We start from the raw sequence: 20846 nt of genomic DNA, 5'->3' as shown, positions 1-20846 counted from the left end.
TCGGCATCCGATTATCTGCGGGCATGACAGGTCCCCGGTTCACATCCCTTGCCCAGTCCTTGCCCGCAACGGTTCCCTTTGTGGGCCCCGAAACGCAGGAGCGTCAGCGCGGCGCGGCGTTCTCGGCGCGTTTGGGTGCCAATGAAAACGTGTTTGGCACCTCGCCCAAGGCCATTGCGGCCATGCAATCTGCCGCGTCTGACATCTGGATGTATGGCGATCCCGAAAACCATGATTTGCGCCATGCGCTGGCGGCACATCACCAGATCCGACCGGAAAACATCGTTGTCGGCGAAGGCATTGACGGTCTGCTGGGCTATCTGGTGCGGCTGATGGTCAGCCCCGGTGATGCGGTCGTAACGTCGGACGGGGCGTATCCAACCTTCAATTTCCATGTCGCCGGGTATGGCGGCGTGCTGCACAAGGTGCCCTATGCGGCAGATCACGAAGACCCCAAGGCCCTGTTCGCGAAAGCGGCCGAGTTAGATGCAAAGCTGGTCTATCTGGCCAACCCCGACAATCCGATGGGAACCTGGCATTCCGGGTCGGACATTCTGACATGGATGGAGGCGCTGCCCGAGGGCTGCCTTTTGGTGCTGGATGAGGCCTATGTGGAATGCGCACCGGCGGGAACTGCCGTGCCCGTTGCGGCGGATGACCCGCGTGTTATTCGTATGCGCACGTTTTCAAAGGCTTACGGCATGGCAGGGGCCCGGGTCGGATATGCCATTGGTGCGCCTGATCTTGTGTCTGCCTTCAACAAGGTGCGCAATCACTTTGGCATGAACCGCGCCGCGCAAGTCGGCGCTCTGGCGGCGTTGCAGGATGCGCAATGGCTGGATCACGTGTTGAAACAGATCGCAGATGCGCGTGACCGGATCAGTCAGATCGCACAGGACAATGGGTTGACGCCTCTTCCCTCGGCCACAAACTTTGTGGCCATCGATTGTGGCGCAGGCGGAGATTTTGCGCGATCCTTTCTGGCCGCGCTTACAGATCTGGGCATCTTTGTCCGAATGCCTTTTGTCGCGCCACAGGATCGGTGCATCCGCATCAGTTGCGGAACATCCGCTGATCTGGACAAATTCGCAGCCGCTTTACCCGAGGCGCTGAAAACGGCGCAGAACTGCTAACCGTCCTGACCGGCCAGCACCCGGGCCGCTGCCTCAAGCGCACCAGACCCACGCGGAATGTTCAGGGCGGCAAGCCCGGCCTCGACCCCGCCCAGCATGGCCATGATCATCTGCGCGTTCACATGCCCCATGTGACCCAGGCGGAAACAGCTTTCCTGATCTTCCATGCCCAGACCGATGCCAAGGGTCAGACCAAGATTGTGTTCCGTGAACTGACGCAATGGCGTTCCGCGCCCACCCGTCAAACTCAGCGCTGTGACGGCGTGGCTGCGATAGGCCCGGTCGGCTACGTTCAGATGCAGCGCACCGCCCTCGGCCCATACCTCGCAAGCGGACCAAATGGCGCGGGCCAGCACGGCGTGCCGGGACCAGACATGTTCGATCCCTTCAGCGTGGATCATGTCCAACGCGGCCCGAAGGCCGTAAAGGTGGTGGGTCGGCGCGGTGCCGTTGAAAAACTGATAGAACAGTTCAGGGTTGGCGCGCGGTTGCCAATCCCAATATTGCGAAACGCGCGGCATCTTGGCCCGTTTTGCCTGCGCCTTGTCATTGAAGAAAACAAACCCGGTTCCCGGCGGAGTCATCAATCCCTTCTGGCAAGCTGTGACCATGACATCGACACCCCAGGCGTCCATCTCGAACGGTTCGCATCCCAGCGAGGCGATGCAGTCTGCCATCAACAGCGCGGGATGATCCAAATCGTCCAAGAGCGCACGCAATGCGGGGATGTCATTGCGGATCGAGCTGGACGTGTCCACGTGAACCGCCAACACAGCCTTGATCTTGTTCTCGTTGTCGGCGCGCAGCGCCTCAGCAATGCGATCCATGTCCCAGGGTGCTGAGGTGCCAAAGTCGATCAATTCGACTTCGGCCCCAATGCCCTCGGCCATTTCCGCCCATCCGTGGGTGAAGCGGCCCGACGCAGGTGCAAGCACGGTTTCACCGGGTGCTACGACGTTGGACAGGGCCGCCTCCCACGTGCCGTGCCCATTGGCGATATAGATCGCGACATTGTGCTGGGTGCGAGCCACACGACACAGATCCGCGGTCAGTGCAGGCATCATTTCGATCAACGCGCCATCATAAATATTGGGTGACGGACGATGCATGGCCTGCAAAACCGCATCGGGGATCACGGACGGACCCGGTATCGCAAGATAGCTGCGCCCCTGGGCCAGCGAATGGTGATCGTTCATAAGAGCATCCTGCCTGAATGTGCGCCCACACTAGCGCCACGGCAGGCGGCGTCAATGCGCCAGGGCTGCAGCCTCACGCGCCAGTGTTTCGATCCCGGCCCAATCGCCCTGAACCACCATCTGTTTTGGTGCGACCCAGCTGCCACCTGCGCAAACAACATTCGACAGCGACAGGTAATCCATTGCATTGGCAGGAGAAACTCCGCCCGTTGGACAAAAGGTGATCTGGGGCAGAGGTGCACCGATGGCTTTCAACGCAGGCGCGCCACCGGAGGCTTCGGCGGGGAAAAACTTGAGCATGTCATAGCCCTGTTCCAGCAGGCGCATCGCCTCGGACGCGGTGGCAGCGCCGGGCAGCAGGGGTAGGCCCTCGGCCTCACACGCAGCGATCAGGGCATCGGTCGCGCCCGGTGACACCCCGAACTGGGCCCCTGCCTCTTTCGCGGCGCGCACGTCATCTGGCGTCACCAGAGTACCCGCGCCGACCACACCGCCCGGCACCTGGGCCATTTCGCGGATAACATCCAATGCGGCAGGCGTGCGCAATGTCACCTCAAGCGCGGGCAAGCCGCCTGTAACCAGAGCTTCGGCCAGTGGGCGCGCCTGTGCGGCGTCATCAACAACCAATACGGGCACGATGGGCGCCAAGGCACAGATTTCACGGGTACGTTCGGTTTTGGGGGACATCACTCAAGCTCCGAAAATACTGGCGCCGGTGTCAGCCGCGCCTACGGCATTGCGGAACGCGCCAAACAGGTCGCGTCCGGTTCCAAATTGGTTTGCTGACAAGTCTGCGGTGGCGGGGGCGCGGTCAAACACGCCTTCGGTCAGAATTTCCAACTCCCCGGCAACCGCGTCCACACGCATACGATCGTCGTCCCGAAGATAGGCAATCGGCCCCTGATCCAGCGCCTCGGGGCAGACATGGATGGCTGCGGGCACTTTGCCCGACGCGCCCGACATGCGCCCATCGGTCACCAACGCCACTTTGTGCCCCCGGCCCTGCAGAATCGACAGGATCGGTGTCAGCGAGTGCAATTCGGGCATTCCATTGGCTTTTGGGCCCTGAAATCGCACAACGACAATGACATCACCCGTGAACTCACCCGCCTTGAACGCCGCTTTGACGTCATCCTGATCGTGGAAGACCCGCACGGGGGCCTCCACAACCTGATGTTCAGGTGCAACGGCCGAGACCTTCATAACGCCTGTACCCAGATTTCCCGTCAGGCGCGACAGCCCGCCGGTGGGTTGGAATGGGTCTTTGGCCGAACGGACAATTTTCTCATTTAGGCTGTGCCCCGCGCCGTCCTGCCACACCAACTCACCGTCAATCAGCTTGGGTTCTTTGGTGTAGTTTTGCAGGCCCTGCCCCGCAACGGTCAACGTGTCGGGGTGCAGTAAGCCGTCCTCGAGCAGGGTGCTGATGCAATAACCCAAACCACCAGCTGCATGGAAATGGTTCACATCCGCCAGCCCATTCGGATAAACCCGCGCCACCAGCGGCACAATTCCGGAAATATCGGAAAAGTCCTGCCAGTCGAGCACGATACCACCCGCACGCGCCATCGCGATCAGGTGGATCAACAGGTTTGTTGAACCGCCGGTTGCCATCAGGCCAACGATCCCGTTCACAAAGGCGCGTTCGTCTAGGATCTGGCACACCGGAGTATAGTGATTGCCCAAAGCGCTGAGCGACAAAGCGCGGCGCGCGCCTTCTTCGGTCAATGCGTCACGCAGCGGTGTATTGGGGTTGATAAAGCTGGAACCCGGCAGGTGCAGTCCCATGAATTCCATCAGCATCTGATTGGTGTTGGCGGTGCCGTAAAAGGTACAGGTTCCGGGGCCATGATAAGCGGCCATTTCGGCCGCCATCAGTTCCGCCCGCCCCACTTCTCCGGCGGCGAATTTCTGACGGACCTTGGCCTTTTCATCATTTGGCAATCCGCTGGTCATCGGGCCTGCGGGCAAAAACACAGCGGGCAAATGACCAAAGCTTTGCGCCGCAATGACAAGACCGGGAACGATCTTGTCACAGACGCCCAGAAAAACAGCGGCGTCATAGGTATTATGGCTCAGCGAGACCGCGGCGGCCAGTGCAATGACATCGCGCGAGAACAGGGACAATTCCATCCCGGCCTCACCTTGTGTGACCCCGTCGCACATGGCAGGCACGCCACCCGCGACCTGAGCGGTGCCCCCTGCGGCCCGGATCGCCTGGCGGATCAACTCGGGATAGCGTTCAAACGGCTGATGTGCCGACAGCATGTCGTTATAGGCTGTGACAATGCCAAGGTTTCCGGCCGTGCCGGTTGCCATAGCGGATTGATCTTCCCCCGCGCCTGCATAGGCATGTGCCTGACCACTGCATGACAAATGCCCCCGCGCCGGTCCGGCCTGACGCGCCATATCCATGCGTTCAAGATAGGTTCTGCGCGAGGTTGCGCTGCGGTCGATAATGCGCTGGGTGACATCATTTATGACGGTATGGACCATGATTACCCTCCGATCTGGCGCCAGCGGCGACCGTCGCGATGCATCAGCATCAAGGCGTCTTCAGGGCCGGAACTGCCCTGATCATAAGGAGATGGGCGATCGCCCCGCTCTTCCCATCCGTGGATGATTGGATCGACCCAGGCCCACGCCGCCTCGGCTTCGTCCCCGCGCATGAACAGGGTCTGGTCGCCACGGATTACATCCATGATCAACCGCTCATACGCGTCCTGGGCCCGGGCATCGTTGCCCAAAGCCTCGGCAAAACTCATATCCAGCGAGACGTCAGACAATCGGAACCCGCCAGGCCCGGGATCCTTGATGGTCGTCCGCAGGGTAATGCCCTCGTCCGGTTGCAGGCGGATGACCAGCACATTGCCGCGCAATGGCCCAACATTGGGAAAGATCGTGTGCGGCGGGTCGCGGAAGAACACCGCAATCTCGGATTCCCGCGCCCGAAGACGTTTTCCGGTGCGCAGATAAAACGGGACCCCCGCCCAGCGCCAGTTGCCGATCTGAGCCTTTAGGGCGATGAAGCTCTCCGTCGTGCTGTCCGGGTCGCCGACATGATCCAGATATCCGTCGCCCCCGCTTTCGGCGCGATACTGACCACGCGCAATACCAGACGCATCGACCGGCTCCAGCGCTTCGATCACTTTAACCTTTTCGTCCCGCACGGCGTTTGGAGAGAATTTCGACGGCGGCTCCATCGCGGTCAGGCACAAAAGCTGCACCAGGTGGTTTTGGATCATGTCCCGCATGGCGCCGGATTGATCATAGTAGGCTCCGCGCCCCTCGACGCCCACGGTTTCCGCCACCGTGATCTGAACATGGTCAATATGCGTGGCGTTCCAGAGCGGTTCGAACAGGGAATTGGCAAACCGCAAGGCCATCAGGTTCTGAACGGTTTCTTTGCCCAGATAGTGATCGATGCGATAAATCTGATGCTCTTCGAAACAGGCCCGCAAGCCGGCATTCAGCGCCTTGGCCGAGGCCAGATCGTTTCCAAATGGTTTCTCGACAACGATGCGGCTGTCCGGTGTCGCCAACCCGTGATCGTTCAACCGTTGCGCAATGCCAGAAAACAGTTTCGGCCCGACGGACAGATAAAAGGCCCGCACCGTGTCCGGCCGGATTGCAGCAACCAATTCAGACCAACCGTCGTCGCCCAAAACATCCACCGGGACATACTCGACCCGGTCCAGAAACCGGTCCAGAACATCCTGTTTGAATTCCGGCAAGAACGCTTTCATCGATGCCTGAACCTGCTGACGGAACGCATCCGTCCCGATTTTGGACCTTGCCGTTCCGATGATACGGGCCTCTTCAGGCATCTGGCCAACCTCAAAGCGGTGATACAGCCCCGGCAGGATCTTGCGCTGCGCCAGATCGCCTGTGGCACCAAACAGGACCAGGTCAAACGGGGGAACCGGAATTACGCGTGAAACCATGAACAGGCTCCCTTCTTCGAGTTTGCCGCGAGGTGTCGGTTTTGGCTCACCAAACCGGTCATCACCTCATGTTATCGCTAACATTCACGGCGTAAATAGAAAGACCCAAGCAGGAAATCAAGCATAGAATTGCGAAGACTTCGCTTTTTGAGCCTACCCCTGGCTGCGCAGCCACTCCATAACCGCGGGACGCACCGATTGCTCTCCGCGATGGCGCGAATCCGCAATGATCTTGCGCACGTCCTGCAGATTGGACCGCAACAGCAGGCTTTTGACCGGACCGATTGATGCGGGACGCATCGACAGCGCGCGAATGCCCATCGCTGCAAGGCACAAGGCCTCAACCGGGCGGCCTGCATCCTCGCCACAGAAACTGAGAGGCGTATTCGAAATCGTGCAACGCTCCACGATCCGCTCGATAAAGCTGAGGAAACTGACATTCAACGTATCGTAGCGGCGCCGGACCAGCTCATTCTCCCGGTCGGCGGCGAAAAAGAACTGTTTCAGGTCGTTGCCACCGATTGAGATGAAATCGACCTCGTCAAAGAATTTCTGTGGTGCAAACCCCAGCGACGGCGTCTCAAGCATTGCACCGATTTCAAGCGTTTCCGGCAGCACGTGCCCAAGTCGCTTTTCACGCTCGATGGTTTTGTCGACCTCCCGTTTCGCCTCACGGAATTCATCCGCTTGGGCCACGAATGGGAACATCACCGTCAGGGGGCGGCCATTCGCTGCCCGTATCAGCGCCTGAAGCTGCATCCGCATGACGCCGCGCTTGTCCAGGCCGACCCGAATGGCGCGCCATCCCAGAGCAGGGTTCGGCTCATCCACATGTTTCATATAGGGAAGAACTTTGTCCGACCCGATATCCAGCGTGCGGAACACAACCCGCTTTTCGCCTGCGGCATCCAGAACGCGTTGATATTGCGAGACAAGTTCAGATCGGCGCGGCATCTGGTTGCGCACCAAAAATTGCAACTCGGTCCGAAACAGCCCCACGCCCTCCGCCCCAGAAGTGCTGAGCGAGGGCAGATCAGCCATCAGACCCGCGTTCATCACAAGGCTCAGGCGTTCGCCATCCCGGGTAACAGTGGGAGTTTCGCGGATCGAGGCATAGCGTTCTTGCGCTTCGGCCTGCATCGCGATCTTGTCCCGAAAGGCACCGACGACTGTGTCTTCGGGGCGCAAATGAACAACGCCCTGATCGCCATCGACCAGAATGTGATCCCCATTCAGCGCCTCGGTCGTGATGCGACCCACGTGCACCACAAGCGGGATGGCAAGGGCGCGCGCGACGATGGTGGCATGACTGCCGACCGAACCTTCCTCCAACACAATGCCTTTGAGCGATCGGCCATATTCCAGCAAATCGCCGGGGCCGATGTTGCGGGCAATCAGGATCGGATCGGCGGGCAGATCCGCGCCATTGCCGTTGCCCTGCCCCGTCAGAATGCGCAGCAAACGGTTGCTGAGGTCATCCAGATCGGCCAGACGCTCGCGCAGATAAGGGTCCGAGACTTGGCTCATTCGGGCGCGGGCTTGCGATTGTTCTTTCTCTACCGCCGCTTCGGCGCTGAGGCCCAGCGCGATGTCCTCTTCCATGCGCCGCATCCACCCTTTGGAATTGGCAAACATGCGGTAGGCTTCGAGAACCTGCAGCTGTTCCTTGTCGCCGCCCTGTGAAATCTCAAGCATCTTGTCGACGCCCACGCGCAGCTCTTCTACGGCTTCGTTCAAGCGTTCACGCTCGCGATGGGGATCGTCGGCAATCGGGTTGGTCACGACAACGCGGGGCTCATGCAACCAGACATGCCCTTCGGCTGACCCTTCCTGCGCCGGGCCACCGCGCAGCAGAACAGATTGCTGGTGCAACGGCGACAGGGCGGCCCCTTCGCCCACAAAGGCCCCAAGCTCAGCCATCTCGGCCAGAACCATGGCTACCACTTCCAGTGCATAGATCTCGTCGGCGGTGAATTTGCGTGTTTCACGCGACTGCACCACCAGAACGCCCAGCTTTTCACCCAGGCGCTGAACGGGCACACCAAGGAAGGACGTAAACCGTTCCTCGCCGGTTTCCGGCATATAGCGAAAGCCCTTGGTCGACGGCGCATCGGCGGCGTTGACGACCTTGCCGGATTTAGCCACACGGCCAACCAGCCCTTCGCCCAGCCGAAGGCGCGTTTTGTGCACAGACTCAGGTGACAGGCCTTCTGTCGCACACAGCTCAAGCGTTTCTTCGTCCCGGAACAGGTAGATCGAGCAAACCTCGGCCTGAATGCTGTCCGCAATCAGATGCGTGATCCGATCCAGCCGCTCCTGACCTGCCGATTCGCTGGCCATAGCCTCGCGCAGCCGCACCAGCAGCTTGCGTGATTCTGTTTCCGTGCCGTCTGCCATCGCCCACCCACACTACGGTTTCCGGCGAGACCTGTGGCTCAAAAAGCTTAGGCCGCCTTGTCCAGTTCAAACGCATCATGCAGCGCCTGAACAGCAAGTTCCATGTATTTCCTGTCGACCAGAACGGAAATTTTGATCTCAGAGGTTGTAATGACCTTGATGTTGATCCCCTCATCCGAGAGCACCTTGAACATTTTGGCCGCAACACCGGATTGCGAACGCATCCCGATCCCTACGACGGACACCTTGCAGACATCTTCGTCGGCGACCAGCTCGGCATAGTTCAGCTCACCCTGTTCCTTGATGGCCAGCAGGGCCTGTTCAGCGCGCGCAACCTGATCGGTCGGGCAGGAAAAGGTCATGTCCGTGCGCCCTTCGTCCGAGATGTTCTGAACGATCATGTCGACGTTCACACCTGCATCGCTGAGCGCCGTGAAAATGATCGAGGCGATGCCCGGACGGTCAGCCACGGACACAACGGTCATCTTTGCCTCGTCACGGGAATAGGCCACACCGGCCACAACATTGGATTCCATGATATCCTCCTCATCGCAGACCAGCGTGCCGGCCTCGTCGGATTGTTCCTCAAAACTCGAAAGAACGCGCAGTTTCACCTTGTAACGCATCGCCAGCTCGACCGAGCGGGTCTGAAGCACTTTTGCCCCAAGCGAGGCCAGCTCCAGCATTTCCTCGAACGAAATGCGGTCCAGTTTGCGTGCTTTCTCGCAGATGCGGGGGTCGGTGGTATAGACGCCGTCCACATCCGTATAAATGTCGCACCGCTCGGCACCAAAGGCCGCGGCAAAGGCCACCGCGGTGGTATCCGACCCGCCCCGGCCCAGAGTGGTGATCCGACCCTCGGGGCTGAGGCCCTGAAAGCCTGCGACCACGGCAACCTTCATGCCCTCGCCAAACTTCTGATTCAGGTTTTCTGTCGGGATCTCTTCGATCCGTGCCTGGCTGTGGGCGCTCGTGGTCAACAGAGGCACCTGCCAGCCTTGCCAACTGCGTGCCGGAATGTCCATTTCCTGCAGCGTCAGCGCCATCAAACCGGCGGTGACATTCTCGCCCGAGGACACGACCGCATCATATTCACGTGCATCAAACAGGGGCGAGGTTTCATTCACCCAGCCCACCAATTCGTTGGTTTTGCCCGACATGGCCGAGACGATAACGATCACGTCGTATCCCTTGGCCACTTCAACACCAATGCGCTTTGCCGCGCGGCGGATGCGGTCAAGATTGGCAACGGACGTGCCACCGAATTTCATTACGAGTAAGGGCATTGGGAATGAAGTCTCCGCGCCTTGGAATTCAGGTCCCGAGCCTCTTATGCGAGGGGGGCCACAAGGGCAAGTGGGCAAAGCGACCGTTCAGCGCGGCTTTACATCCCCGCCGCCGGGTGCCAGCCTTGTCGCAACATCTTAGGATATGAGGATTTCATGTATCGATTTGCTTTGGCCCTGACCCTGATCTCATCCGCAGCAAGCGCTCAGGTCGCCACCCAATCCGGCACCGACGGCAAGAATGCGCTGGGGACCATCCCCTGCGCCGCCATCGCAGGCGAGCCGCTGACCAGTTGCAATGCAGAATTGCGGCGTCGCGACGATGGCACCACAACTCTGGCCGTGCTGCTGCCCACCGGGGACACACGCAACATCTACTTTACCGATGGGGTGCCGACCTCAAGCAGTTTGCCAGTCAAGATCAGCTATGAAGTATCAGGCGGAACGATGATCGTATTCCTGGCGCCCGGCGAGGTTTATGAGATCCCAACAGCCGCACTGAACCCTCAGTAAGCGTGGGGTTTGCCCTCCCAGGTCTCGAAACACCCGGTGGTTTCAAGGTTGAGGGTTTCAAATCTGTCGATCAGCCCGCCCGTGGCCTGATCGGCCGTAATGTCGGCAGCGCTGCCGCCCATATCCGTTTGCACCCAGCCTGGATGATAGATGCCCACCGCAACACCGTCAGGTCGCAGATCGGTTGCCAGATTCCGCCCCAGATTCAACACCGCAGCCTTTGAAGCCCGGTAGATATAGCTGCCGCCCTGCGCTCGCGTGTGCGAGGCCATCTGCGACGACAGAATAGCGATCTTGCCTCTGGCCGCCTTTACGTTCGGCAACAGCGCCTGGATGGTCAGAAACACTCCGGTCACGTTGGTGGCAAAGCTTTGTGCCCACATCTCAGCCGGGTATTCGTCAATGCCGTGCCCCTTGTCCAGATACACACCGGCATTGCAGACCAGCAGATCGATCAGGCGACCCTCCAGCGTCTTTGCAATATCCGCGTGATGATCCGGATTGGTGACATCCAGCCGGATCTGCGCGCTGTCATCCCGCGCAGTCCCTGTCACATCGTGACCCATGCCGCGGTAGCGCTCGGCCAGGCCTGCCCCGATGCCGCGGTTCGCTCCGGTGATCAATACATGCATAGGCTCAGTTCGTTTTTCGGGAGGGGATGAATGGCAAAGGCGCGATCGGTACGCCGTCATCCACAAGGGCGCGCGCCTCTTCCGGCTTTGCCTCGCCATAGATGGCGCGTTCCGGCGCATCGCCCACATGCATCTTGCGGGCTTCACTGGCAAAGTTCTTTCCAACATAGTCGGAATTATCTTCGACCTTTTGGCGCAGTTCAGACAGAACTTTTTCGATTTCCGGAGAAGGCGTCGCCACATCCACGCGATCCGGCACCGGCGCATCAGCAACCGGGGCCGCGTTTCTGGCCGGACGGACCCGTGGCGTCATGATCGCCTTTTCAACCTCTGTGCTGCCGCAAACCGCGCAGGTCACCATGCCTGCTGACGCAAGTTTGTCATAGGCTTCAGCCGACTGAAACCAGCTGTCAAAACTATGTCCGTTGCAACATTTGAGCGCGTATTGAATCATGGTGGGTCTACATCCTCGGATGCCGAATAGATACCGGGAGGCCAGGTAAGATCAAGTCCTTCCGGGGATCATTCAATTCGGATTGACCTTAAAGTCACTTAACAAATCTGCCAATTCCCGCGACCGGACGCGGCGGGCTGCCTTTTGCGGGGCCCGCCATCTAAGCCGGCGCTCGCCCGCCTCGGGGAAATGGCTCAGCAGCTTTTGCACCCGCAGCGGATAAACATCCACCACACAGAAAGCCTCCCCCTTGGCGGGTCGATTTTTGATGTAGGAAAACTGGCCAATTGGATGTTTTGAACATAGCCCCAGCACACCGGCTTCTTCCCATGCCTCCTGCGCCGCCGTTTCTGCGGCAGTAAGCCCTTCGCTCACCCAGCCTTTCGGGATAACCCAACTGCGGGACCGCCGCGTGGTGATCAACAAAACCTCAATGCGGCCCCGAACGGTGCGATGACACAGCGCTGCGGACTGCGCCAAAACGGGCAGGCCCCGCGCCTGTGCGCCCCAATTCGTCTGTAGTCGCGCGTTCAACACGAAAATGCACCCCTCAATCAGGCCGAGATTCATCGGCCATTCCGCTTATTTTGCGGCTTTCATGAAGAAAACTACCACATGAAGCGTTGCGCACCAAGCCCGGGATTAGGGCAGGACCCGGCGCGTCAGGCGGTGAATAAGCTCGTCCTGAGGAATATCGGCATCGATAGCCAGACGGCGCAGCCCGAAGTGGACCTGAGCGATCTGCTGATAGTATCGCGTGTAGATATAGTTGGTGCCACCCCCGGCCAACGCGCCCAGAACGGGCACCGATTGGGCAGCCAGCTTTTTGCCCAGCACAACGGACAAACGGGGGGCCACTGCGGCGATCACCCGCTGCATGGTTGGCCCGGTCAAGGCCAGGCGCATCGAGAAAAAGCCCAGATCGGCCCCGTCATCCTCGGACAGAGGACCTGCTGCGGACAGCACGCGGATACAGTCAAACTTCACGTTTTCCGCTGCCGGATCAAAGCCTTCACGGGCCGCGGCCCCTTGAATTGACCGCAGCATCATCGTGGTGGTCGCGGGCAGTTCCAGCAAGGCAGACGACATCCCGCCCAGCCCACCGGCAGCCCCCATTGCGGTGGTCACAGCCGTGTTGACCCATGGCAATTGATCCGGCACTGCGCGGCGTGATCCTTGCGCTGCATGCATTGAAAACCACAGGGCTTGCTCGGTCGCTTCGGTCAGGCCATCGCGAACCGGCTCAGGCAATCGATCCAACAGGGATTCCGCCGAGCCACCCAAGCGGTTCAGCAATTTCACGCCAGCTCCCCCAGCGTTCCTGTAATGGGTTGCAAGCCGATCCAACTCGGCCTCAGGATCGACTTTTTCGATCAGAACAACGTCCTGCATATGTGCCCTCCTTGCTTTGAAAGATCGGCACTTTGCGTTCAGTTTTCAATAGTTCAGCGCATCCAGCGGGTCACTGGCCCTTGTATTGCACCCCAGCTACCGGGTGTCAGTTCCAGGCCCAAAACACGGTCCGGGTTGGTCGGGGGCGGCATGTCCACGCCAGCCAACGGAGCGAACCCGAACCGTTTGTAATAGGGCGCATCCCCCACCAACATGACCCGTTTCCAGCCTTGTTTGCGGCCTGCATCAATTCCGGCGTGGATCAGATATCCACCCAACCCTTCGCCCTGATGCGTGGGGTGTACTGCGACCGGGCCCAGCAATAGCGCATCGTGATCGCCCACGTGAACAGGCCAGAACCGGATTGCGCCAGCCAGAATGCCCTGACCATCCCGCACAACCAGTGACAGCCCCGGAACGGGCGGCACGTCGTCGCGCAGGCGATACGACGACAAAGCCTCGCGCCCCGGCGCAAAGCACAAGTCATAGAGCGCCTCGACCTCCCACCAGTCATCCGGCGTCTCAGGCCTGATATCGAACTGCTGCACCCCTGCCCTCTTTTCCTTGCTGGCAATCGCCCTAGCACTTCGTTACGCCTTGGGCAAACGCTTGGAGATCTTATGTTCTATCGCCCCGAAGACGGCCACGGCCTGCCGCACAATCCTTTCAATGCCATTGTCACACCGCGCCCGATTGGGTGGATATCCTCACGCGATGCGGATGGGATCAACAATCTGGCACCCTATTCGTTCTTTAACGCTGTGGCCTATGTTCCGCCGCAGGTCATGTTCGCCTCGACCGGAGCGAAGCCCGATCAGGACAACACCAAGGACAGCATCGCCAACATCAGGGCAACCGGCGTCTTTTGCGTCAATGTGGTTTCCCACGCGCATCGCGATGCGATGAATGCATCCTCAGCCAGTCTGGCAAAACATGAAGACGAATTCACCCATGCGGGGCTGACCCCAATCGAATGCGAAACGATACCCTGCGCGCGTATCGCCGGGGTTCCCGCGGCTTTGGAATGCAAGTTGACCCAGATCGTGACTTTGCCCGGCGAGTCAAATCTGGTGGTGTTCGGTGAGGTGACCGGTGTGCATCTGGACGACGCGCATATTCGCGACGGCAAGTTTGATGTCACATCCTTCACACCGCTGGCCCGCCTCGGGTATCGGGACTATTCGGTGGTATCCGACGTGTTCTCGCTGTCGCGACCTGACGAATAGCCCTATTTAAGCGCGGGGCGCGGCCTCTGCTGCGCCCCGCGGGGCTTTAGTGACCGCCCAGAATGCCGGTGCGAACAGAATAGTCCACCGCCAGGCCGTAATCCGGGTCATCGTCGCTGTCGACCATCAGGTGACCGGCCTTGTTGAGCAATCTGTGGCAGTCGTGGCTGAGGTGGCGCAGCATCACGCGCTTGCCTGCCGCCTCGTATTTCGCGGCGATGTTTTCAATGGCCTGCAGGGCAGATTGATCCACAACTCGGCTTTCAGCAAAATCGACGATGACGGTTTCAGGATCATTTGCGATGTCAAACAGCTCAACGAACCCATCAGACGAGCCGAAGAACAGCGGGCCCTGGATCTCATAGACCTTCGCACCTTTTTCGGTCTCTGATTCCCGTGTGACGGCGTGAATGCGCTTGGCATTGTTCCACGCATAGGCCAGGGCCGAGACGATCACACCGACCACCACGGCAACGGCAAGGTCCTCCATCACCGTCACAACCGTGACAAGGATGATGACAAACGCGTCCATCGCCGGAACCTTGAGCAGGATCTTGAACGAGTTCCAGGCAAAGGTGCCGATCACCACCATGAACATCACGCCGACAAGCGCAGCCAGCGGAATCTGTTCAATCAGTGGAGATGCAAACAAGATGAAGATCAGCAGAAACAGCGCCGCTGCGATGCCTGCAATCCGCGTGCGCCCACCGGATTTCACATTGATCATCGACTGGCCGATCATGGCGCAGCCGCCCATGCCGCCGAAGAAGCCGGTGACAATATTCGACGCACCCTGCGCAATGCATTCCTGCGAGGCTCCACCGCGTTTGCCCGTGATCTCACCCACAAGGTTCAGGGTCAGCAGCGATTCAATCAGCCCGATTGCAGCAAGGATGACCGCGTAGGGCAGGATGATGTTGAAGGTCTCCCAGTTCAGCGGAACCATCGGGATATGGAACGCCGGCAGGCCTCCCTCGATCGATGCCAGATCACCAACGCGCGGGACGTCGAGGCCCATGCCGATAACGATGGCCGCGACGACCACGATGCCAGCCAGCGGGGCGGGAATGATGCGCGTGATGCGCGGCATCACCCAGATCACCGCCATGGTCAGCGCCACAAGACCCAGCATCGTATAGAGTTGCATGCCCGAAAGCCACTCGCCACCGCCCACGCCATGGCCAGTATTTTCCATGGTTCCGGGAACCTTGAACTGTCCCATCTGCGCCAGAAAGATCACGATCGCCAGCCCGTTCACAAAGCCCAGCATCACCGGATGCGGCACCAGCCTGATAAAGCGGCCCCAGTGCATTGCACCTGCAATGACTTGCAGGATGCCCATCAAAACGACAGTGGCGAACAGGTATTCGACCCCGTGTTCGGCAACCAGAGCCACCATGACAACGGCCAACGCACCGGTCGCACCCGAAATCATGCCGGGTCGTCCGCCGATCAGCGCGGTAATCAGCCCGACCAGGAACGCTGCATAAAGTCCAACCAAAGGATGCACGCCGGCGACAAAGGCAAAGGCCACGGCCTCGGGCACCAATGCAAGGGCAACCGTCAGACCAGACAGCAGTTCGATCCGGACCCGAGAGACCGAGAACCCCTCATCCGGCATCCAACGCAAATCGGGAATGGCGATACGGTTGGCAAAGCTTGCCAGCAAGGCTCGGGGCATGGATCGGTCCTGTCGGTTCGATGGGTTCGCGCGAAAGGGGCGTTCTACATGGCATTGAGGCCGTTAGATACAGCGTCTGGCGGGACCCTGCTATGCGCCAAGCGCATATCTTTGCGGTCTTTACTCACAAACTGCTGAACCCACTTGTCAAATTCTGCCGCGCGCCTCAGAACTCGTTCAACAGGTTTTTCATCGGAGGACAATCGTGACCCAAACTAAGATCGCAGTCATCGGCGGATCGGGTATCTATGACATAGATGGTCTCGAAAACGCGGAATGGGTCACGGTAGAAACCCCATGGGGTACGCCTTCGGATCAGGTGCTGACCGGGCAACTGGATGGCGTCGGCATGGTCTTCCTGCCCCGGCACGGGCGCGGCCATGTGCATTCCCCGACCGAGGTGCCTTATCGCGCCAATATCGACGCGTTGAAGCGGTTGGGTGTGACCGACGTGATCTCGGTTTCCGCCTGCGGGTCGTTCCGCGAACAGATGGCGCCGGGGGATTTCGTGATCGTCGACCAGTTCATCGACCGCACTTTTGCCCGGGAAAAAAGCTTTTTCGGCACCGGCTGTGTCGCGCATGTGAGCGTCGCCCACCCGACCTGCCCGCGCCTTTCGGATGCGTGTGAGACGGCGGGCAAAGCTGCGGGCATCACCGTCCACCGCGGTGGTACCTATCTGGCGATGGAAGGGCCGCAGTTTTCGTCGCTGGCGGAATCCAAGATGTACCGAGAACAGTGGGGCTGTGACGTGATCGGCATGACCAATATGCCCGAAGCCAAGCTCGCCCGCGAGGCCGAGCTGTGTTACGCCTCGGTCGCGATGGTGACGGATTATGACAGCTGGCATCCCGACCATGGCGAGGTTGACGTGACCGCAATCATCGCCACCCTCACCGGTAATGCCGAAAAAGGGCGCGCCCTGGTCAAAGGATTGCCCGCTTTGCTGGGCTCGGACCGTGCCCCCTGCCCGCATGGCTGCGACCGAGCACTGGAATATGCGATCCTGACTGCCCCGGACAAGCGCGACCCGGCCCTGCTGGCCAAGCTCGATGCGGTGGCCGGGCGGGTTCTCTGACGGTCAGTTGGCGGCCAGCGCGCGCTGTACATCCTGCCACAGGCCGTGACCCCAAAGGTCGTTGTGACCACCACCGGGAACGACGAACAGCTGCGTGTTGTCGGGTGACATAGCATGCAGAGACTGAGAATGCTGAACCGGGACGGTTTGGTCATCGGTGCCGTGGAAGATCAGGATCGGCACGTCGATATCCTGAACGATATCGCGCGTCGCGAACTGGTCCTGCATCAGCGCATGAACAGGCAGCCACGGATATCTCTCGGCTGCCACATCAACCGTGGCTGTAAACGGGGCTTCCAGCACCAATAGCGCAGCTTCGGGGCGTTGGGCGGCGACCGCTGCAGCGACACCGGTTCCAAGGCTTTGACCATGCAGAACCACCGCTGTGCCATCAGCATCCAGCTGATCAAACAACGCCACCGCGTCTGAAATCAACGCAGCCTCGCTGGGCTCTCCCCCGCTGCCCGGATAACCGCGATAGCTTGGGGCAAGCAGGCCGAAGCCGCTGTTGAGAATTTCGCGCATCCGTCCCGCGCGGTCAGACAAGCTGCCGCCCTGACCATGCAGAAACAACACCGTTGGAGCACCCGGCTTCGCTGGCGGTGCTGACCATGTCATGATCTGCGTGCCATCGGCCATCGTAACCGCCCGCGCCTCGACATCCGCAAGGCCGATGGTGTTCGGATCAGCAAGCGCATCACCCGGTTTGAACAGGATATCGCGCTGATTGACATACATGTAGCCGACGGCACCCGCATAGAGCAGACCAACGGCGACGAGCAGCGTGACAAGATACACCCGCAAACCGCGCCCACCGGCCCGGCGCTGGTTTGTCATCCGTTCTGGTTCCATCATCTGCGCCATTACACATTCCTATTGATCCGTCCCTTCTTAGATCGGGGTGCCTACATGGCCGTTTCAAGCATCGGCCTCAAAGGTTAACCCAATCTTTAGGTTGTTGCATCGATGCATAAGCTTGCGTCTTTTGTCACCAGCATGCTTGAACTCCGCCCGCCGGTCGCCACCTTTTGCTGGATTAGCGTCTTACATCAAATCGTTAGGCCCGTGCTGAGCCGGTCCAGGTTCGAGCGCGCAGACCGTAAAACGGGGTACAGTATGAAACGTCTCGACGCACTGGACGCGGCCCGCTTTCTGGCCTTTTGCGGTATGGTATTGGTCAATTTCCGGATCGCGGCACAGGTCGCGCCGCAATCGGGTTGGGCGAATGCCTTTATCGATGCGCTGGAGGGGCGCGCCGCCGCGCTCTTTGTGATCCTCGCCGGAATAGGCATCAGCCTGTCCACTATCAAGGGCGGTTTGTTGTTGCGCCGTGCCGCGTTTCTGTTCGTCCTCGGCCTGATCAACATGACCATCTTCGATGCCGATATCCTGCATTTTTATGCACTGTATTTTGTGGTCGGCGCGGCCTTTCTGACCCGAGGGCCCAGCGCCCTTTGGATTGGCGCGGTGGCCATAGTCGCGCTGTCTGTGATTGCCAATCTCACCTTCGACTACGAGACGGGATGGGATTGGGCCACGCTGACTTACGTTGATCTGTGGACGGTGTCGGGGTTCCTGCGCAACGCTGTCTTCAATGGCTGGCATCCGGTTCTTCCCTGGGCCGCTTTCCTGCTGATCGGCATGGCCATTGGACGGTCCGAGCTGCATACCCTCTGCATTCAACATCGTCTGATCATGTGGGGCTTTGGGGCGGCGGTTTTGGCCGTGTTTCCACATAAGTTGGCTACAGATCCCGAACTTGTTGCGTATCTGGGCACCGCATCCATTCCGCCCGGCCCATTCTACATCATGGCTGGGGCGGGGTCCTCCTGCGTGGTGATCGGTCTGCTGCTGAAACTGTGGAAGAAGCTGGAGAGCACGCCACTGGCGCAAGCCATGGCGGTGCCGGGGCGGCAGGCGCTGACCCTCTACATGGCCCATATTCTGATCGGCATGGGCATTCTGGAAGAGGTAGGCTTGCTGGATGGGTCGCTCAGCGCAGATCAGATCCTGCTCTATGCGCTGTTGTTTTGTTTGCTCAGCGCCATTTACGCGCTGGTCTGGTCTCGTTGGTTCAAGCGTGGCCCCTTAGAGGCGCTGATGCGACGGCTAACCGAAGGCAAAAACCCTTGACCCTGCCCTGTCTTGCGGGCTTGCTGTGTCGCAAAAGGATGACCTATGGAACTTGACCTCTGGCTTGCCTTTGTGGCCGCTTCCACAGCTTTGCTTTTGATCCCGGGCCCAACGGTTCTGTTGGTCCTCAGTTACGCGCTGTCCAAAGGGCGCAGCGTTGCTGTCGCGTCCGCCACGGGCGTAGCGGTCGGGGACCTGCTGGCGATGATGGCCTCGTTGCTGGGGCTTGGGGCTTTGGTTCTGGCCTCTGCCACGCTGTTTACGGCGCTGAAATGGGTCGGCGCGGTCTATCTGGTGTGGTTGGGCCTGAAACTGTTGCGCAGCGCGCCGTCGAGCGGTTTGCAGGACCTGAAATCGGATCGAGACGTTTCGGCCCGTAGTGTGTTTGGCCACGCGGCGGCGGTTACGGCCCTGAACCCGAAATCCATTGCCTTTTTCATCGCGTTTGTGCCGCAATTTCTGCGCCCGGCAGAGCCGCTGATGCCCCAGTTTGTGATCCTGATTGCGACATTCGTTGGTCTGGCCTGGCTGAATGCGCTGGCCTATGCATTGCTGGCAGACAGGCTGCGCCGCATGATCGGGCGGCCAAATGTGATCACCTCAATCACGCGATTTGGCGGCCTGACCCTGATCGGGATGGGAATTGCCACGGCTGTCTTGCGCCGACCGACATAAGCGGGCCGCTTATTTCTGCGCGTTTTCCTTCATGAACCCACGAATAAACCGCCGGATTTCACGCGCGGCCGAAGTATCGAGGTCGCGGCAAAGTTCAACAAAAGCGTCGCGTTCATCCTTGTCCAGGCGCAGGACCAGTTGGCTGTTTTTCTTGTTGGACGCTTTTCCGTCTTTCTTGGCCACGCGACTTGCTCCGCTTCGGACTTGATTCACATTGCAATGCATTGTATATACATCGCATAGATATTGTAGGTATCGGGCACCTAACTATAAAAAAAGGAAATTGGCAATGAACCTTCATGCTGCTCAGGCATTTCTTTTGCGAGATCAACGCAATTGGCGCAAACCGCACCTGTCCTGGCTGCCAGCTGCTCTGTACCGCTACTATGGCCTGCCGAATGCGATGAAACAGTCGCGGAAATAGTCCTGAGGCCAAAGTTGTCTTGCATGGATGACCCCGATGGGCCAAACAGCCCGGCGTGTCTTGATGCCAAAGGGGTCGCCAATGTCCAGAAACAAATCGGTCAAGGATTACATCCGTACTATCGTGGATTTTCCGCATGAAGGGATCATGTTCCGCGATGTCACGACCTTGTTTGCCGATCCGCGCGGATTTCGCATGGCCATTGACCAGATGCTGCACCCTTACGCGGGTGAGCAGATCGACAAGGTTGTCGGCCTTGAGGCACGCGGTTTTATCCTGGGCGGCGCCATTGCCCATCAGATGAGCGTCGGTTTTGTGCCGATCCGCAAAAAGGGCAAATTGCCGGGCACCACGATCAGTCAGGACTACAAGCTAGAATATGGCGAGGCGATCGTTGAGATCCACGATGATGCCATTCAGGCCGGTGAAAAGATACTGGTCGTCGACGATCTGCTGGCAACTGGTGGGACGGCTGCGGCGGGGATAAAACTGATCGAACGGCTGGGCGGCGAGATCGTGTCCTGCGCCTTCATCATCGATCTGCCGGAATTGGGCGGTCGCAAAGTGCTGGAGGAGATGGGCATGGATGTCCATGTCCTGTGCGAATTCGAAGGTCTGTGAGCCAAAGCCGGTACAGAATCCCTGACTGGACACTGAAAACAGCGCGGGCTTAGACCGTTTC

21 protein-coding genes are annotated in these 20846 nt (G+C 59.5%); 7 read left to right on the top strand and 14 right to left on the bottom strand.

Annotated features, from left to right (window positions below; translation table 11 throughout):
* Window positions 1-23: 23 nt before the first annotated feature.
* Complete coding sequence (locus tag ACR0AG_RS03820) at window positions 24-1133, top strand: pyridoxal phosphate-dependent aminotransferase (RefSeq protein ID WP_480836593.1); 1110 nt, start codon at window positions 24-26, stop codon at window positions 1131-1133.
* Here the strand turns inward: ACR0AG_RS03820 and ACR0AG_RS03815 are convergent.
* From ACR0AG_RS03815 to ACR0AG_RS03790, 6 genes are all read right to left on the bottom strand, one after another.
* A complete protein-coding gene (locus ACR0AG_RS03815; protein ID WP_480836591.1) occupies window positions 1130-2329 on the bottom strand; it encodes a pyridoxal-phosphate-dependent aminotransferase family protein in 1200 nt (399 codons plus the stop codon). The two genes, ACR0AG_RS03820 and ACR0AG_RS03815, sit on opposite strands and share 4 nt — an antisense overlap.
* Before the next feature lie 51 nt (window positions 2330-2380).
* On the bottom strand, window positions 2381-3016 hold the full coding sequence (locus ACR0AG_RS03810) for a bifunctional 4-hydroxy-2-oxoglutarate aldolase/2-dehydro-3-deoxy-phosphogluconate aldolase (RefSeq protein ID WP_480836590.1): 636 nt from the start codon (window positions 3014-3016) through the stop codon (window positions 2381-2383).
* A 3-nt stretch (window positions 3017-3019) separates the two neighbouring features.
* Entirely contained in the window at window positions 3020-4825 is a 1806-nt protein-coding gene (edd, locus tag ACR0AG_RS03805) for a phosphogluconate dehydratase (RefSeq protein ID WP_480836588.1), read from the bottom strand.
* A gap of 2 nt (window positions 4826-4827) precedes the next feature.
* Entirely contained in the window at window positions 4828-6273 is a 1446-nt protein-coding gene (zwf, locus tag ACR0AG_RS03800) for a glucose-6-phosphate dehydrogenase (RefSeq protein ID WP_480836587.1), read from the bottom strand.
* Window positions 6274-6426: 153 nt separating this feature from the next.
* Complete coding sequence (ptsP, locus tag ACR0AG_RS03795) at window positions 6427-8670, bottom strand: phosphoenolpyruvate--protein phosphotransferase (protein WP_480836585.1); 2244 nt, start codon at window positions 8668-8670, stop codon at window positions 6427-6429.
* 47 nt (window positions 8671-8717) lie between these two features.
* Entirely contained in the window at window positions 8718-9956 is a 1239-nt protein-coding gene (locus ACR0AG_RS03790; RefSeq protein WP_480836583.1) for an aspartate kinase, read from the bottom strand.
* Window positions 9957-10112: 156 nt separating this feature from the next.
* Between ACR0AG_RS03790 and ACR0AG_RS03785 the strand changes: the two genes are divergently transcribed.
* The gene (locus tag ACR0AG_RS03785) at window positions 10113-10469 is read left to right on the top strand and encodes a hypothetical protein (protein WP_480836581.1); all 357 of its coding nucleotides are present in this window, start codon (window positions 10113-10115) and stop codon (window positions 10467-10469) included.
* On the opposite strand, the gene ACR0AG_RS03780 is transcribed toward ACR0AG_RS03785, so the two are convergent.
* The 5 genes from ACR0AG_RS03780 to ACR0AG_RS03760 form a co-directional block, all read right to left on the bottom strand.
* Window positions 10463-11101, bottom strand: a complete 639-nt coding sequence (locus ACR0AG_RS03780; RefSeq protein ID WP_480836579.1) for an SDR family NAD(P)-dependent oxidoreductase — start codon at window positions 11099-11101, stop codon at window positions 10463-10465. The genes ACR0AG_RS03785 and ACR0AG_RS03780 overlap by 7 nt on opposite strands.
* Before the next feature lie 4 nt (window positions 11102-11105).
* Window positions 11106-11555 carry a DUF1178 family protein gene (locus ACR0AG_RS03775; RefSeq protein WP_480836578.1) on the bottom strand — a complete coding sequence of 150 codons (450 nt, stop codon included), beginning with the start codon at window positions 11553-11555 and terminating at the stop codon, window positions 11106-11108.
* A gap of 72 nt (window positions 11556-11627) precedes the next feature.
* Window positions 11628-12125: an NUDIX hydrolase gene (locus ACR0AG_RS03770; RefSeq protein WP_480836576.1), complete on the bottom strand. Its 498-nt coding sequence runs from the start codon at window positions 12123-12125 to the stop codon at window positions 11628-11630.
* Between the two features lie 72 nt (window positions 12126-12197).
* Window positions 12198-12947: an EcsC family protein gene (locus ACR0AG_RS03765; RefSeq protein WP_480836574.1), complete on the bottom strand. Its 750-nt coding sequence runs from the start codon at window positions 12945-12947 to the stop codon at window positions 12198-12200.
* A gap of 53 nt (window positions 12948-13000) precedes the next feature.
* Complete coding sequence (locus ACR0AG_RS03760; protein ID WP_480836572.1) at window positions 13001-13495, bottom strand: GNAT family N-acetyltransferase; 495 nt, start codon at window positions 13493-13495, stop codon at window positions 13001-13003.
* 72 nt (window positions 13496-13567) lie between these two features.
* On the opposite strand from ACR0AG_RS03760, the gene ACR0AG_RS03755 reads away from it, so the two are divergent.
* Window positions 13568-14173, top strand: a complete 606-nt coding sequence (locus ACR0AG_RS03755) for a flavin reductase family protein (protein WP_480836570.1) — start codon at window positions 13568-13570, stop codon at window positions 14171-14173.
* 46 nt (window positions 14174-14219) lie between these two features.
* On the opposite strand, the gene ACR0AG_RS03750 is transcribed toward ACR0AG_RS03755, so the two are convergent.
* Window positions 14220-15854: a SulP family inorganic anion transporter gene (locus ACR0AG_RS03750; RefSeq protein WP_480836568.1), complete on the bottom strand. Its 1635-nt coding sequence runs from the start codon at window positions 15852-15854 to the stop codon at window positions 14220-14222.
* A 205-nt stretch (window positions 15855-16059) separates the two neighbouring features.
* On the opposite strand from ACR0AG_RS03750, the gene ACR0AG_RS03745 reads away from it, so the two are divergent.
* Window positions 16060-16932 carry an S-methyl-5'-thioadenosine phosphorylase gene (locus ACR0AG_RS03745; RefSeq protein WP_480836566.1) on the top strand — a complete coding sequence of 291 codons (873 nt, stop codon included), beginning with the start codon at window positions 16060-16062 and terminating at the stop codon, window positions 16930-16932.
* A gap of 3 nt (window positions 16933-16935) precedes the next feature.
* Here ACR0AG_RS03745 and ACR0AG_RS03740 read toward each other — a convergent pair whose 3' ends face one another.
* Window positions 16936-17796 (bottom strand): alpha/beta hydrolase, encoded by an 861-nt coding sequence (locus tag ACR0AG_RS03740; RefSeq protein WP_480836565.1) that lies wholly within the window; start codon window positions 17794-17796, stop codon window positions 16936-16938.
* A 252-nt stretch (window positions 17797-18048) separates the two neighbouring features.
* Between ACR0AG_RS03740 and ACR0AG_RS03735 the strand changes: the two genes are divergently transcribed.
* Window positions 18049-19065 carry a DUF418 domain-containing protein gene (locus ACR0AG_RS03735; RefSeq protein ID WP_480836563.1) on the top strand — a complete coding sequence of 339 codons (1017 nt, stop codon included), beginning with the start codon at window positions 18049-18051 and terminating at the stop codon, window positions 19063-19065.
* A 45-nt stretch (window positions 19066-19110) separates the two neighbouring features.
* Window positions 19111-19740, top strand: a complete 630-nt coding sequence (locus ACR0AG_RS03730) for a LysE family translocator (protein WP_480836561.1) — start codon at window positions 19111-19113, stop codon at window positions 19738-19740.
* 9 nt (window positions 19741-19749) lie between these two features.
* Here ACR0AG_RS03730 and ACR0AG_RS03725 read toward each other — a convergent pair whose 3' ends face one another.
* Window positions 19750-19923 (bottom strand): hypothetical protein, encoded by a 174-nt coding sequence (locus tag ACR0AG_RS03725; protein ID WP_480836559.1) that lies wholly within the window; start codon window positions 19921-19923, stop codon window positions 19750-19752.
* A gap of 322 nt (window positions 19924-20245) precedes the next feature.
* Between ACR0AG_RS03725 and ACR0AG_RS03720 the strand changes: the two genes are divergently transcribed.
* The gene (locus ACR0AG_RS03720) at window positions 20246-20785 is read left to right on the top strand and encodes an adenine phosphoribosyltransferase (RefSeq protein ID WP_480836557.1); all 540 of its coding nucleotides are present in this window, start codon (window positions 20246-20248) and stop codon (window positions 20783-20785) included.
* Window positions 20786-20846: the final 61 nt, after the last annotated feature.

The organism is Ruegeria sp. H6 (assembly GCF_056532975.1).
The sequence above is the reverse complement of the archived record's forward strand: the minus strand, read 5'-3'. Positions and strand labels throughout refer to the sequence as shown.

Bases quoted from the DNA above. Each gene is read 5' to 3' on its own strand.
- ACR0AG_RS03820 (WP_480836593.1), top strand. From the start codon at position 24: ATGACAGGTCCCCGGTTCACATCCCTTGCCCAGTCCTTGCCCGCAACG.
- ACR0AG_RS03815 (WP_480836591.1), bottom strand. From the start codon at position 2,329: ATGAACGATCACCATTCGCTGGCCCAGGGGCGCAGCTATCTTGCGATA.
- ACR0AG_RS03810 (WP_480836590.1), bottom strand. From the start codon at position 3,016: ATGTCCCCCAAAACCGAACGTACCCGTGAAATCTGTGCCTTGGCGCCC.
- edd (WP_480836588.1), bottom strand. From the start codon at position 4,825: ATGGTCCATACCGTCATAAATGATGTCACCCAGCGCATTATCGACCGC.
- zwf (WP_480836587.1), bottom strand. From the start codon at position 6,273: ATGGTTTCACGCGTAATTCCGGTTCCCCCGTTTGACCTGGTCCTGTTT.
- ptsP (WP_480836585.1), bottom strand. From the start codon at position 8,670: ATGGCAGACGGCACGGAAACAGAATCACGCAAGCTGCTGGTGCGGCTG.
- ACR0AG_RS03790 (WP_480836583.1), bottom strand. From the start codon at position 9,956: ATGCCCTTACTCGTAATGAAATTCGGTGGCACGTCCGTTGCCAATCTT.
- ACR0AG_RS03785 (WP_480836581.1), top strand. From the start codon at position 10,113: ATGTATCGATTTGCTTTGGCCCTGACCCTGATCTCATCCGCAGCAAGC.
- ACR0AG_RS03780 (WP_480836579.1), bottom strand. From the start codon at position 11,101: ATGCATGTATTGATCACCGGAGCGAACCGCGGCATCGGGGCAGGCCTG.
- ACR0AG_RS03775 (WP_480836578.1), bottom strand. From the start codon at position 11,555: ATGATTCAATACGCGCTCAAATGTTGCAACGGACATAGTTTTGACAGC.
- ACR0AG_RS03770 (WP_480836576.1), bottom strand. From the start codon at position 12,125: ATGAATCTCGGCCTGATTGAGGGGTGCATTTTCGTGTTGAACGCGCGA.
- ACR0AG_RS03765 (WP_480836574.1), bottom strand. From the start codon at position 12,947: ATGCAGGACGTTGTTCTGATCGAAAAAGTCGATCCTGAGGCCGAGTTG.
- ACR0AG_RS03755 (WP_480836570.1), top strand. From the start codon at position 13,568: ATGTTCTATCGCCCCGAAGACGGCCACGGCCTGCCGCACAATCCTTTC.
- ACR0AG_RS03750 (WP_480836568.1), bottom strand. From the start codon at position 15,854: ATGCCCCGAGCCTTGCTGGCAAGCTTTGCCAACCGTATCGCCATTCCC.
- ACR0AG_RS03740 (WP_480836565.1), bottom strand. From the start codon at position 17,796: ATGGCGCAGATGATGGAACCAGAACGGATGACAAACCAGCGCCGGGCC.
- ACR0AG_RS03735 (WP_480836563.1), top strand. From the start codon at position 18,049: ATGAAACGTCTCGACGCACTGGACGCGGCCCGCTTTCTGGCCTTTTGC.
- ACR0AG_RS03730 (WP_480836561.1), top strand. From the start codon at position 19,111: ATGGAACTTGACCTCTGGCTTGCCTTTGTGGCCGCTTCCACAGCTTTG.
- ACR0AG_RS03720 (WP_480836557.1), top strand. From the start codon at position 20,246: ATGTCCAGAAACAAATCGGTCAAGGATTACATCCGTACTATCGTGGAT.